Source organism: Streptococcus sp. CF7_Ac1-8 (assembly GCF_024295435.1).
Taxonomy (GTDB): Bacteria; Bacillota; Bacilli; order Lactobacillales; family Streptococcaceae; genus Streptococcus; species Streptococcus mitis_AP.
Genome location: NZ_JANCPI010000002.1, coordinates 29,680 through 42,121, shown reverse-complemented (window position 1 = coordinate 42,121; position 12,442 = coordinate 29,680). Strand labels below are relative to the sequence as shown.

The 12,442-nt window shown below is 42.9% G+C and carries 13 protein-coding genes; 4 read left to right on the top strand and 9 right to left on the bottom strand.

From position 1 onward, the window contains the following. Positions 1-35: 35 nt before the first annotated feature. From tsaD to NMM26_RS01200, 4 genes are all read right to left on the bottom strand, one after another. Positions 36-1,046 carry a tRNA (adenosine(37)-N6)-threonylcarbamoyltransferase complex transferase subunit TsaD gene (tsaD, locus tag NMM26_RS01215; protein WP_254753625.1) on the bottom strand — a complete coding sequence of 337 codons (1,011 nt, stop codon included), beginning with the start codon at positions 1,044-1,046 and terminating at the stop codon, positions 36-38. Continuing rightward, entirely contained in the window at positions 1,036-1,473 is a 438-nt protein-coding gene (rimI, locus tag NMM26_RS01210) for a ribosomal protein S18-alanine N-acetyltransferase (protein ID WP_254753624.1), read from the bottom strand. Before rimI ends, tsaD begins: the two co-directional genes overlap by 11 nt. Then, a complete protein-coding gene (gene tsaB / locus NMM26_RS01205) occupies positions 1,470-2,153 on the bottom strand; it encodes a tRNA (adenosine(37)-N6)-threonylcarbamoyltransferase complex dimerization subunit type 1 TsaB (protein ID WP_254753623.1) in 684 nt (227 codons plus the stop codon). Before tsaB ends, rimI begins: the two co-directional genes overlap by 4 nt. Positions 2,154-2,256: 103 nt before the next feature. After that, positions 2,257-2,472, bottom strand: coding sequence for a hypothetical protein (locus tag NMM26_RS01200; RefSeq protein WP_049500723.1), 216 nt, complete (start codon positions 2,470-2,472; stop codon positions 2,257-2,259). Positions 2,473-2,750: 278 nt separating this feature from the next. Between NMM26_RS01200 and NMM26_RS01195 the strand changes: the two genes are divergently transcribed. The 3 genes from NMM26_RS01195 (at position 2,751) to NMM26_RS01185 (ending at position 6,211) form a co-directional block, all read left to right on the top strand. Further along, positions 2,751-2,984 (top strand): DNA-dependent RNA polymerase subunit epsilon, encoded by a 234-nt coding sequence (locus NMM26_RS01195; RefSeq protein WP_000639572.1) that lies wholly within the window; start codon positions 2,751-2,753, stop codon positions 2,982-2,984. A gap of 1 nt (position 2,985) precedes the next feature. After that, the gene (locus NMM26_RS01190; RefSeq protein ID WP_254753622.1) at positions 2,986-4,665 is read left to right on the top strand and encodes a ribonuclease J; all 1,680 of its coding nucleotides are present in this window, start codon (positions 2,986-2,988) and stop codon (positions 4,663-4,665) included. Positions 4,666-4,753: 88 nt separating this feature from the next. Then, the gene (locus NMM26_RS01185; protein WP_084927090.1) at positions 4,754-6,211 is read left to right on the top strand and encodes an IS1182 family transposase; all 1,458 of its coding nucleotides are present in this window, start codon (positions 4,754-4,756) and stop codon (positions 6,209-6,211) included. A gap of 207 nt (positions 6,212-6,418) precedes the next feature. Here NMM26_RS01185 and mnmG read toward each other — a convergent pair whose 3' ends face one another. The 4 genes from mnmG to mnmA all read right to left on the bottom strand — a co-directional run bounded on the left by mnmG (position 6,419) and on the right by mnmA (position 10,479). Beyond that, a complete protein-coding gene (gene mnmG / locus NMM26_RS01180) occupies positions 6,419-8,332 on the bottom strand; it encodes a tRNA uridine-5-carboxymethylaminomethyl(34) synthesis enzyme MnmG (RefSeq protein WP_254753621.1) in 1,914 nt (637 codons plus the stop codon). Then, positions 8,322-8,753, bottom strand: a complete 432-nt coding sequence (locus NMM26_RS01175) for an NUDIX hydrolase (RefSeq protein WP_254753620.1) — start codon at positions 8,751-8,753, stop codon at positions 8,322-8,324. Before NMM26_RS01175 ends, mnmG begins: the two co-directional genes overlap by 11 nt. Positions 8,754-8,761: 8 nt before the next feature. Further along, positions 8,762-9,217, bottom strand: coding sequence for an NUDIX hydrolase (locus NMM26_RS01170; RefSeq protein ID WP_254753619.1), 456 nt, complete (start codon positions 9,215-9,217; stop codon positions 8,762-8,764). A 140-nt stretch (positions 9,218-9,357) separates the two neighbouring features. Continuing rightward, positions 9,358-10,479, bottom strand: coding sequence for a tRNA 2-thiouridine(34) synthase MnmA (mnmA, locus tag NMM26_RS01165; RefSeq protein WP_254753618.1), 1,122 nt, complete (start codon positions 10,477-10,479; stop codon positions 9,358-9,360). 303 nt (positions 10,480-10,782) lie between these two features. Here mnmA and NMM26_RS01160 point away from each other — a divergent pair, with 303 nt between their 5' ends. Then, on the top strand, positions 10,783-11,655 hold the full coding sequence (locus NMM26_RS01160; RefSeq protein ID WP_045605193.1) for a hypothetical protein: 873 nt from the start codon (positions 10,783-10,785) through the stop codon (positions 11,653-11,655). A gap of 185 nt (positions 11,656-11,840) precedes the next feature. On the opposite strand, the gene NMM26_RS01155 is transcribed toward NMM26_RS01160, so the two are convergent. Further along, positions 11,841-12,428, bottom strand: a complete 588-nt coding sequence (locus tag NMM26_RS01155; RefSeq protein WP_254753617.1) for a hypothetical protein — start codon at positions 12,426-12,428, stop codon at positions 11,841-11,843. Positions 12,429-12,442: the final 14 nt, after the last annotated feature.

Below are 12,442 nucleotides of genomic sequence, written 5' to 3'. Positions count from 1 at the left end.
TAAGAGAGCAAAAAAGCCAGCCTTAAGCTGACTCCTTATTCCATCGTATCAAAAGCGAGACTTGGTTTGGCATTGAGGTCCAAGCTTGCGAAGTTTTCTTTGTTCCACTCGCTGACGCTGGCATAGGCAATCATTCCTGCATTATCTCCGCAGAGGCGCAGAGGTGGAATGATGACCTTGACGTCAGTGATTTCAGTTGCTAGGCGTTCTCTGAGGCCTTTATTGGCTGCCACGCCACCTGCCACAACCAGGGTTTTAACAGGATATTTCTCCAAAGCCTTCTTAGTTTTTGCCATAAGAATATCCAAGACAGTTGCTTGGAAGGAAGCACACAAATCCTCTGTGGACAAGCTTTCTCCCTTTTGCTCGGCATTGTGGTGAAGATTGATAAAGGCAGATTTCAAACCTGAGAATGAAAACTCCAGATTATCTTCCTTAATCATGGCACGAGGGAAATCATAAATATCCTGTCCCTGATGAGCTAGCTCGTCAATCTCACGACCAGCAGGATAGGTCAAACCCATGACACGGCCGACCTTATCATAAGCCTCACCAACCGCGTCATCTCGCGTTTCCCCAACAATCTTGTAATCACCAGCCTCCGAAACATAAACCAACTCTGTGTGTCCACCGCTAACCAAAAGGGCTAGCAAGGGAAACTCCAAAGGCTCCACACTCTGAGCGGCCATGAGGTGGCCAGCCATGTGGTTAACGGGAATTAGTGGAAGTCTATGTGCCCAAGCAAAGGCCTTAGCAGCTGACAAACCAACTAGTAAGGCTCCGACCAAGCCCGGTCCATAGGTAACAGCCACAGCTGTTACGTCCTCCTCGGTAATCCTTGCTTCTGCTAGTGCCTCCTCGATACAGGCTGTAATGACCTCGACATGGTGACGACTAGCTACTTCTGGCACTACACCCCCAAAACGTTTGTGACTCTCAATTTGACTAGCAATGACATTGGACAAGAGCTGGTCGTCGTTTTTCAAGACGGCAACACTAGTTTCATCACAGGATGTCTCAAATGCTAAAATATATCTATCCTTCATCTATTTCTCTCTTCATGATAATGGCGTCCTCGACTGGGTCATGGTAGTAGGCCTTTCGCTCAGCGATGACTGCCATCTTTTCTTTCTTGTAAAATGCTTGCGCTCGTTGATTTGACTTTCTGACTTCGAGGAAAATCTCCTTGTCTGTCGGCAATTGAGCAAACAAGGCTGTTGCAATCCCCTTACCCTGATAGGTTTGTTTGACAGAGATTTGCAGAACTTCTGCCTCAAAAAGATTCTCCTGCACAGCTAGAAAGCCAATCACTTCTGCCCCATCATAAGCCAGAGCATACCAAGTCTGATCTTGGGACAGGTCTGCTTGAATTTGTTCCAGCGTCCAAGGACTGACTGGGTAAACAGCTATCATAACAGCGTAGATGGCTTGAGCCAGATCAGGTTGCTGTTGAGTTCGTTTGATTTCTATCATAAGCGTTTAATGTAGGATTCGCCAGACTCCGTATGGTTCTTGAGCCAATTTTCCTCAGCCTCAACACGTTTGAGGTAGTTCGGCACAAAATCATGCAAGGAATCTGCTTCCTGGTCCCAAGCCAAAAGAGCAAGATTGGCTGCATTTGGCAAGGTTTCTTTGTAATTAGTCCTTGGCAAGTGTTCTTGAATCTGCTCAACAAAGGGGCCGACTTCTCCGACAAAGGTAACCTGACTAGCCCCCTTGATTAGCTCAATCACTCGCTCAAAAGGCAGGTGCGCTTCTGGCATGACAGGCTGAGCATTTTCATAAAATCCCGCATAGACATTGTTGCGACGCGCATCCATCAAAGGAACGAACAAGCCTTCTTGTTGATATGGCACCAGAGCCAAGAGGCTAGACATACCAACCAACTCGATGTTCAGAGTGTGAGCTAAGGTTTTGGCAGTTGCTACCGCAATTCGCAAACCTGTGTAGCTACCTGGCCCTTCCGCCACCACGATTCGGTCCAAGTCCTTGGGCGTCCAATCCAAACTTGCCATCAAAAAATCGATGGCAGGCATAAGGGTAATACTGTGATTTTTCTTAATATTAATCGTCGTCTCGGCAAGAACCTGCTTGTCCTCTAAAATAGCGAGAGAAAGAGCCTTGCTGGACGTATCAAAAGCTAATACCTTCATAACACATTCCTATCTTTTTGTCTGTTTACTATTATACTACAAAAGCTGGCACATGGGAATTTTCTTTGCCCCCAAACAAAAATGCCCCAGCAGAGCAGGGCATCTAAGCATTTAATCCAAAGTAAAATATAAACCAAACTACATAGGTTACGAGGAGGAGAAAAAGCGAGTAGAGAGTCACAAAGGTAATTTTCCACAAGAACTTGGTTTGTCGTTGTTCCAGTTTGGCAAATAGAAGATTCCCTCCATAAACGCAAGCAACAAAAACAATAAAAGCTACTAAGCGAGCTCCGATAGCAAAAGCAAATAAGTTATACATAGGGCAACCTCCTTGACTTAAAAACTATATGGAATTATGACAAGCAATAAATTTCACTTCCGTTATCAAGATAACATATTTCCTCTATTTTTGCAAACGCTTACCAATAAGTGAGGCTATGACTTTCTCGTTTCCGTCTTTTACTAATTTTTCATTTTGTGGTATAATTGAAATAATTGTAACGAATCAAGGTCAATCTAGACACAAAATGGAATGAAATCAAGCAAATCTCTACTAAAAGTTTGGAATAAGCTGACCTGTAAATAGAAAGGAACTATATGATTTACAAAGTTTTTTATCAAGAAACAAAAGAACGTAGCCCACGTCGTGAAACAACACGCGCACTTTACCTAGACATCGATGCCAGCTCAGAACTTGAGGGCCGTATCGCTGCTCGCCAACTTGTCGAAGAAAATCGCCCAGAGTACAATATCGAATATATCGAACTCTTGTCTGACAAATTGCTAGATTACGAAAAAGAAACTGGCGCCTTCGAAATTACGGAGTTCTAATATGGCCTATACTCTTAAACCTGAAGAAGTCGGCGTTTTTGCCATCGGTGGTCTGGGAGAAATCGGGAAAAACACTTATGGAATTGAATACCAAGACGAGATTATCATCGTCGATGCTGGGATTAAATTCCCAGAAGATGATTTGCTGGGTATCGACTACGTCATTCCTGACTACTCATACATCGTGGACAATATCGACCGCGTCAAGGCTGTCTTAATCACACACGGACACGAGGACCACATCGGTGGGATTCCTTTCCTGCTCAAGCAAGCAAATGTCCCTATCTATGCTGGACCGCTTGCCCTAGCTTTGATCCGTGGGAAACTCGAAGAACACGGCCTCTTGCGCAACGCCAAACTTTACGAAATCAACCACAACACTGAGTTGACCTTTAAAAATCTCAAGGTAACTTTCTTTAGAACTACTCACTCTATTCCAGAGCCTTTGGGGATTGTCATTCATACTCCTCAAGGAAAAATCGTTTGTACGGGTGACTTCAAGTTCGACTTTACTCCAGTTGGAGAACCTGCGGACTTGCACCGTATGGCGGCTCTTGGTGAAGAAGGCGTGCTCTGTCTTCTCTCGGACTCGACAAATGCGGAAGTGCCAACCTTTACCAACTCTGAAAAAGTCGTTGGTCAGTCCATCATGAAGATTATCCAAGGCATTGAAGGACGTATCATCTTTGCATCCTTTGCCTCAAATATCTTCCGTCTCCAGCAAGCAACAGAAGCTGCTGTTAAGACTGGACGTAAGATTGCGGTCTTTGGTCGCTCTATGGAAAAGGCCATTGTCAACGGAATTGACCTTGGTTACATCAAAGCTCCTAAGGGAACCTTTATCGAGCCAAATGAAATCAAAGATTATCCTGCAGGAGAAGTTCTCATCCTCTGTACAGGTAGTCAGGGGGAACCTATGGCGGCCCTCTCTCGTATCGCCAACGGAACCCACCGTCAGGTACAACTCCAGCCCGGTGATACCGTTATCTTCTCTTCAAGTCCAATCCCTGGAAACACTACTAGCGTCAACAAGTTGATTAACATCATTTCTGAAGCTGGTGTCGAAGTTATCCACGGTAAAGTGAACAATATCCATACATCTGGACACGGTGGTCAGCAAGAGCAAAAACTCATGCTCCGCTTGATTAAGCCAAAATACTTCATGCCTGTTCACGGTGAATACCGCATGCAAAAAGTCCACGCTGGACTAGCGGTGGATACTGGTGTCGAGAAGGACAATATCTTTATCATGAGCAATGGTGATGTGCTTGCCCTTACCGCAGATTCTGCTCGTATCGCAGGTCATTTCAACGCCCAAGATATCTATGTCGATGGAAATCGTATCGGTGAAATTGGTGCAGCTGTTCTTAAAGATCGTCGCGATTTATCTGAAGACGGTGTCGTTCTGGCAGTCGCAACTGTTGACTTCAAATCTCAGATGATTCTGTCTGGCCCAGACATCCTCAGCCGAGGCTTTGTCTACATGAGAGAGTCTGGCGACTTGATTCGCCAAAGCCAGCGCATCCTCTTCAATGCAATTCGTATCGCACTGAAAAACAAGGACGCTAGCGTGCAATCCGTCAATGGTGCCATTGTCAATGCCATTCGACCATTCCTCTATGAAAATACAGAACGTGAACCGATTATCATCCCGATGATCCTCACACCAGATGAAGAATAAAGCAAGAAAACAGCCCCGATTTTTCGAGTCTACTGAAAAAGTCATCAACTTGATGGCTTTTTTGTTATACTAGAGATGAGGTGAAATAATGCTTGATAATCAGTTAACTATGGATGTCAGTCCTTATTCTAGTTTGTATGATATCGTAGTTCCTAAAACCCACTTTTTACGTCAGCTAACTGAACTCTGTGATTTTAGCTTTATTTATGATGAACTAGAAAAGAATTATCGTCCCGATTTTGGGCGTAAAGCTTATTCACCGATTATGATGTTCAAATATCTCTTGTTAAAAGATATTTATAAGTTATCAGATGTAGATGTGGTAGGACGTTCCTTGTCAGATATGGCCTTTAAATTTTTTCTTGGTCTAGCTCCTGAAGATTCTGTTATCGAGCCATCCTCTCTGACAAAATTTAGAAAGCTAAGAATTAAAGATGACAAACTGCTTGATGTATTGATTCAGAAGTCTGTTCAAATTGCACTCGAACACAACTTGATTAAGAGTAAGATTCTCATTGTGGATGCCACTCACACCAAAGCTCATTATAATCATAAGAAACCCCAAGAAATTCTTAGAGAGCGTTCAAAAGCTTTACGTAAAACAATTTATCAACATTCAGAAGATATCAAAATAGAATTTCCAAAGAAACCTCAAGAAGATAACCTCAAAGCAGAGTTGACCTATACAGAGGAGTTAATGGCTGTGGTTGAAAAACACGAGGAACTCTTAGCCCTACCGGCTGTTTCTCAAAAGTTCAATTACCTAAGAGAGGCTGTCGAGGACGACTTAGAACATTTGGAAGCTTCTGTTAAGGAGGAGGCTAGGCTCGGACATAAGACAGCCGACAGCTCTTTCTATGGATATAAAAGTCATATCGCTATGACGGATGAACGGATTATTACTGCTTGTGTGGTCACTTCTGGCGAACAAAACGATGGGAAATATTTACCTGAATTATATGCCAAAACAAAGGAAAATAGTCTGGACATCGAGACTATTATTGGTGATGCGGCTTATTCAGGAAAGGACAACATTCAACTAGCGCGCAAAGAAAAGATTCATTTGGTTTCAAAACTGAATCCTTCTGTTTCAAAAGGTTACCGTAAAGAAGAGGATGCGTTTGAATTTAATAAAGATGCAGGGCTATTTGTCTGTCCAGAAGGACACATGGCTGTTCGCAAAGCAAGGACAGGGAAAAAATATCAAAATAAGAATCAAGTTGTCACTCATTACTTTGACATTGAGAAGTGCAAGAGTTGCCTTTCCAAGGAAGGATGTTATAAGGAGGGGGCAAAGTCTAAAACTTATTCAATAGCCATTAAGAGTGACGACCATCTTTTCCAGAAGAAATTTCAGGAAACACCTTATTTTAAAGAAATGGCCAGACATCGCTATAAAATCGAAGCAAAGAATGCCGAACTAAAACAGAGACATGGCTTTGATGTCGCGAGAGCATCGGGTCTTTTCAGCATGGAGTTACAGGCAGCAACAACCATCTTCGTGGTCAATATGAAACGAATTATGGCCTTAATAAATACAAAATAACCGAGGAACTCGCTCAAATTAACGAGAGATTCCTCGGTTTTCATTTCATTAAAAGTAAGAGACCTATTTTTTCAGTGGCCTCCGATTTTTCGGGGCTGTTTTTCTCTATGCTTTCTTTTGAGATTAAAACTCAATAAAAATCGAAATCAGACTAGAAGGCTAGGCGAAAGCATAACTTGAGTTAGGTGAGCCGAAGCCGACGACGTATCATTTTGATTTTTGAAGAGTTTTAGAAATACTACGATTTTTACCTTCCAAATACACCATCAAAATAGAAATATCTGCTGGGTTTACTCCCGAAATACGGCTGGCTTGGCCAATGGTTTCTGGATTGATGAGTTTGAACTTCTGACGAGCTTCGGTTGCGATAGAGTCAATGTCATCCCAGTCGATATTGGCTGGAATGCGTTTTTCTTCCATGCGTTTCATCTTGGCAACCTGATCCATAGCTTTGGAAATATAACCTTCGTACTTGATTTCTGTTTCAATCAATTCGATAATCTTGTCATCCAAGTCCTCTGCTGCTGGTCCGATAAAGACCACCACATCTTGGTAAGAAACTTCTGTACGTCGAAGGAATTCCTTGGCTGTCACTGCATCCGTCAACGGCTTGAAGCCCATCTCCTCAACCTTGGCATTGGTTTCCTTGACTGGCTTGAGTTTGATGCTGTCTAAACGCTTCATTTCATTTTCAAATTGATTTTTCTTGATTTCAAAACGAGCCCAGCGTTCATCATCCACAAGACCAATCTCACGTCCCATCTCTGTCAAACGCATATCAGCATTGTCATGGCGGAGAATGAGACGGTATTCAGCACGACTGGTCAAGAGACGGTAGGGTTCAATGGTTCCCTTGGTCACCAAGTCATCAATCATGACTCCGATATAACCATCACTGCGCTTCAAAATCAACTCAGGCTTGCCTTGGATTTTCAGAGCCGCATTGATACCAGCGATAATCCCTTGACCTGCTGCCTCTTCGTAACCTGACGTTCCATTTGTCTGACCAGCAGTAAAAAGTCCTGAGATTTTCTTGGTTTCCAAAGTCGCACGCAACTGGTGAGGCAAGACCATGTCGTACTCGATAGCATAACCTGTTCGCATCATCTCTGCATTTTCCAACCCTTTGATAGAATGAACCAGCTCACGCTGGACATCCTCAGGCAGACTGGTTGAAAGTCCTTGAACATAGACTTCCTCAGTATTGCGCCCTTCTGGCTCAAGGAAGAGTTGGTGGCGTTCCTTGTCCGCAAAGCGCACAATCTTGTCCTCAATCGACGGACAGTAACGAGGTCCCACTCCCTTGACCACACCTGTAAACATAGGCGCACGGTGGAGGTTATTTTGGATAATTTCATGACTGGTACCATTGGTATAGGTCAACCAGCATGGCACCTGATCCTTGACATAATCCTCATCACGTGAAGTATAAGAGAAGTGATTAGGCGCTTCGTCCCCTGGCTGAATCTCTGTCACATCGTAGTTAATAGAAGAAGCCTTGACACGTGGAGGAGTCCCTGTCTTGAAACGACCAATTTCAAGTCCCAATTCCTTGAGATTGTCAGCTAGGTTAATCGAAGCTAGACTGTGGTTAGGACCTGACGAGTACTTGAGGTCTCCGATGATGATTTCCCCACGGAGGGCAGTCCCTGTTGTCACGATAACAGCCTTAGCAGCATACTCTTGATGGGTTGCTGTACGCACACCGACAACCTTGCCATCTTCCACCAAAATCTCATCAATCATGGTTTGACGAAGGGTCAAATTCTCTTGATTTTCAACTGTCTTGCGCATTTCCTTAGAGTAAAGCTCCTTGTCAGCCTGCGCACGAAGGGCACGAACGGCTGGACCCTTCCCTGTGTTGAGCATTTTCATCTGGATGTAAGTCTTGTCAATGGTTTTGGCCATCTCGCCACCTAGGGCATCAACTTCACGCACGACAATCCCCTTGGCAGAACCACCGATCGAAGGGTTACAAGGCATGAAAGCCAGCATTTCAATATTGATGGTCGCAAGCAAGACCTTGCAGCCCATACGGCTGGCAGCCAAAGAAGCCTCAACTCCAGCGTGTCCCGCGCCAATTACAATAATATCGTATTCTTCCGTAAAATTATATGTCATTTCTTAACCTTTCAAAAATTTCTCGCAAATAAGGAACTAACTTCTCCTCCTCTAGAGCTTGAGCCATAGTAACCCATTTAAAGTGCGTATGCTCTTCAGGACCTAATCTGATAATTGGCTTCTCCCCAACCCACTCTGCTTTATAAACTAAGCGAGTAAAGACAGTATCCTTAGAGGTATCAAGTTGACTATCTTCGTGAAGAATCTTGAGCGAACTGCTGTCTAGCCTAACTCCCGCTTCTTCAACACATTCTCTAAGAGCTCCGTCTCGCGGAAGTTCACCCTTTTCAACCCCGCCACCAGGAATATCCCAGTAAGTTGGATAAACGTTGGGTTGTCCTCTTTTAATTTCCGAACGCTGAATGAGCAAATAATCACCACCACTATGAACAAGTACATGGGCAATAAGCTTAACCATCATTTTCTCTCCTATTCCTCAAGATGAATGTGTCTTAGTTGGCCGTCCCAATCTGGCAGGGCTGTTTTTAAAAAGACTGGAACTAGCTGGATATTCTGGAGCTTATCCAAGTCAATCCACTCACAAGGCTGCCTTTTCTCATCTTCCTGCATGGTCAAAGGCGCGTCCTCAAGCAAGTCCACCAGATAATGAAACTCAATGTTGTGATAGGAAACACCGTCCTGTTCAAAACGATTTTCAACCACGAAAGCTAGTTGTCCAGCTTGAGCTTTGACACCCAGTTCTTCCTTCACTTCACGGACTACTGCGTCTTCCGTACTTTCATTGACTTGAATCGCACCGCCAATAGTGTAATACTTGCCCTTGGCTTTGGTAACTAGGAGCTTGCGATTTTGGAGAATCAAGGCTGTCGCCCGAACACCAAAAATTGTATTTCCTACTTTTGTCCGAAAGTCTTGCTGAGTCATTCTTGTCCTTTCCCTTAAACGACACAAAAACAGTCAAAACTCCAAAGAAGTGCAGGACAAAAAAGCCTGCAACATCCATGAGCTTTGACCATCATTTCTATTGCTTTTATTATTGTAGCAAATTGAGAAAATTTGTCAATCTAAATGTACTGACAAACTTGTCCATCGCGGTAAGCATTGTCAATCAAACCGCCACCTAGACACTCTTCGCCCTCGTAAAAGACAACTGCCTGTCCTGGTGTAATCGCGCGTTGCGGTTCTGCAAAGATGACCTCTGCCTTATCTCCTTTGACATGGATGGTCACCTTCGAATCAGGCTGACGGTAGCGGAATTTTGCTGTGCATTCTAGCGTAAATTCCTCTGGCATCTCACGAGTAAAGTGAACTTGACTAGCTTCTAGGCTAGTTGACATGAGCGAGTCATGGTAGAATCCTTGTCCTACATAGAGAATATTCTTGCTTAGGTCTTTTCCGACAACGAACCAAGGGGCATTGTCACCACCGTGTTGCCCACCGATACCAAGTCCACCACGCTGACCAATCGTATAGTACATAAGCCCAGCATGCTCGCCCATATCGCGACCATCCACAGTCATCATGCGACCAGGCTGAGCTGGCAGGTAGTTGCTGAGGAAATTTTTAAAGTTCTTTTCTCCAATAAAGCAAATCCCTGTCGAGTCTTTCTTCTTGGCAGTCGCAAGGCCTGCTTCTTCTGCTAGTCTGCGAACTTCAGGCTTTTCCAAATGTCCCAGAGGAAACATGGTTTTTTGAAGTTGTTCTTGCGAAAGCTGGCTGAGGAAATAGGTCTGATCCTTGCCATTGTCCACGCCACGAAGCATGTGAACTGTACCATCCTCATCACGCGCCACTCGGGCATAATGCCCAGTCGCTACATAATCTGCCCCCAAGGTCATGGCATAGTCCAAAAAAGCCTTGAACTTGATTTCCTTGTTGCACATAACATCTGGATTTGGCGTGCGCCCTGCACGGTATTCCGCTAGGAAATACTCAAAAACGCGGTCCCAGTACTCTTTTTCAAAATTGACAGAGTAGTAAGGAATGCCAATCTGGTCTGCCACCGCAGCCACATCCTTGTAATCTTCGGTCGCCGTACAGACGCCGTTTTCATCTGTGTCATCCCAGTTCTTCATGAAGATACCGATCACATCGTAGCCCTGCTCCTTGAGAAGAAGAGCCGTCACCGACGAATCAACACCACCACTCATCCCCACAACAACACGTGTTTTAGAGTTATCACTCATGGTAAGTCTCCCATCTATTCGTTTATTCACGATTGAAGGTCGTGTGTGCTTTAACGATTGAAGGTCGCTTGAGCAGTATTCATTATAACATGCTTGGTTAGAGAAGACAAGAAAGAGGCTGATAATCTACAAGCCTCTCTGTAAATACATATATAATTGTTTAAAAAGAGGGTAATTTATAGCTTAATCCCTCTACTGCTTATTATCTTATTTATAAAATAAACTAAAAATGATATACTGTAATGAGGAGGAATACGTACATGATTCCTTAAAGATACTACCATCCATGTACGTAGAACGATTGTGAAAAACTACAAAGATATTCTAAAATCAAAAAACACCATTTTTACTATTATCATTGTCGCAAGTCTTGGACTTTTAATAGGTTTAGTCATTCATCAAGAAAACATCTTAACAGAAAGAGGCAATATTGCTTTCTTCAAACGGCAAAAAAATGAACAAGATGTCGAGCAAGTAAAAAAAGCCATCAAAGATTTTAATATCGATTCTGAAACAATTATAGAGGATTGGAAAAAAATTCAAGAATTGAAGCCAAACACTGACGAAGGCAAGCAAATATTAGCAGACTTTCTTACTACTACGTCCGATAAAATCACCAATCATTATAGCGAAAAAGCTTTAAAAATGGATATAAAGGAATCCGATAGTCAGTTTGAAGATAAACAAACACTTGAAACAGCCATCACTTCCTTACAAAAAATACTAGAAATCATTAAAAGTGTCAACTCCACAAGCGAACAAGCCACTATTGATGAAAAAATAAAACCCATCCAAGAACTAATTTCTAAATTCCAAAAGCAAGTTGAAGTCTTGACCAAAAAAGAAGGACAAAAGACTGACAAAAAAGAAACAGGAACGACTAGTAGCGAGAGGGAAAGAGAAACCTATTCTTCAGGAGGAGAGAGCTACACTCCAACCTATACTGAGTCAAATGGGAGCAGATACAGTTCACAAGCGCCTGCAAGCGAACAACCTTCATCTGATAGTGCTGGCAGCAACGGAAATGATGTGGCAAGTACACAAAATCAAGCAGCTAATACTTCAGAAGTTCAAGCAGAGACTAATACCAATAGTAACAATGCTGGAGTTCCCACAACAAACAGTGATGATCTCGCTAGTTTAGGTGGCGGAGTTACATCATTCGGTCAGCAGTAAGCAATCGGCTATCACTAATTTAATTGTCTTTTATCGAACAAAGTACATAAAAGGCTAGCAAAAACTAACTTTCCAATAAAACCACACAGTGATTCTCTCAGCTTGATTGTGTTCAAGTCTGAAAACACTGTGTGGTTTTTGAATTGTTGAACATTCAGAGATTCCATTTTTGGGGCAATTGTCTATCAGAATGTCCTTTTATCTGTCAATAATCCGAGAAAATCTTGTCGTTTCAAGTCGGAGAAATGTTTGGCGGAAAGACTTCCTTTTTGAAGTCCATCATCTCTAACCTGTAAATAATAGCTATGTTGGCTTGTTTTAATTGTTAAAAAATCGCCAAATACAAAAAATTTTTTCCAGTTACGAATCTCAAATTCTTTCATCTCTGATTTTGGAATGCGGATAAGTCCTTGCCGCAAATCACGATGATGCTCACTTGTGAAAGTCATCCCATTCCCAAGATTTCTTATCAGCAGTTCATCTGGAGTCACCATCACCAGCGCTATTTTAGTTAAGAAAATTTCAACTGTTGGTGGTAAAATCGCTAGATTAAACCAAGGGTGTAAGTAGCGATAAGCTAAGAAATAGTGATGTTCCTCACCCAATCCTAATTGTTTATATAAGGTCTTGACTTCACTATCTAACCTCGCTTCAAAAGACACATCCGAATGCTCTTCTTCCTTCCTCTGATTAAAATAACGCATCCAGACTAGGAAACCTATAAAGACTAGGACAAATATTCCTGATAAGAGATATTTTAAATTGTAGTTCATCACTTAACCTCCTG

Coding starts and splice junctions, on each gene's coding strand:
- tsaD (WP_254753625.1), bottom strand. CDS start 1,046: ATGAAGGATAGATATATTTTAGCATTTGAGACATCCTGTGATGAAACT.
- rimI (WP_254753624.1), bottom strand. CDS start 1,473: ATGATAGAAATCAAACGAACTCAACAGCAACCTGATCTGGCTCAAGCC.
- tsaB (WP_254753623.1), bottom strand. CDS start 2,153: ATGAAGGTATTAGCTTTTGATACGTCCAGCAAGGCTCTTTCTCTCGCT.
- NMM26_RS01200 (WP_049500723.1), bottom strand. CDS start 2,472: ATGTATAACTTATTTGCTTTTGCTATCGGAGCTCGCTTAGTAGCTTTT.
- NMM26_RS01195 (WP_000639572.1), top strand. CDS start 2,751: ATGATTTACAAAGTTTTTTATCAAGAAACAAAAGAACGTAGCCCACGT.
- NMM26_RS01190 (WP_254753622.1), top strand. CDS start 2,986: ATGGCCTATACTCTTAAACCTGAAGAAGTCGGCGTTTTTGCCATCGGT.
- NMM26_RS01185 (WP_084927090.1), top strand. CDS start 4,754: ATGCTTGATAATCAGTTAACTATGGATGTCAGTCCTTATTCTAGTTTG.
- mnmG (WP_254753621.1), bottom strand. CDS start 8,332: ATGACATATAATTTTACGGAAGAATACGATATTATTGTAATTGGCGCG.
- NMM26_RS01175 (WP_254753620.1), bottom strand. CDS start 8,753: ATGATGGTTAAGCTTATTGCCCATGTACTTGTTCATAGTGGTGGTGAT.
- NMM26_RS01170 (WP_254753619.1), bottom strand. CDS start 9,217: ATGACTCAGCAAGACTTTCGGACAAAAGTAGGAAATACAATTTTTGGT.
- mnmA (WP_254753618.1), bottom strand. CDS start 10,479: ATGAGTGATAACTCTAAAACACGTGTTGTTGTGGGGATGAGTGGTGGT.
- NMM26_RS01155 (WP_254753617.1), bottom strand. CDS start 12,428: ATGAACTACAATTTAAAATATCTCTTATCAGGAATATTTGTCCTAGTC.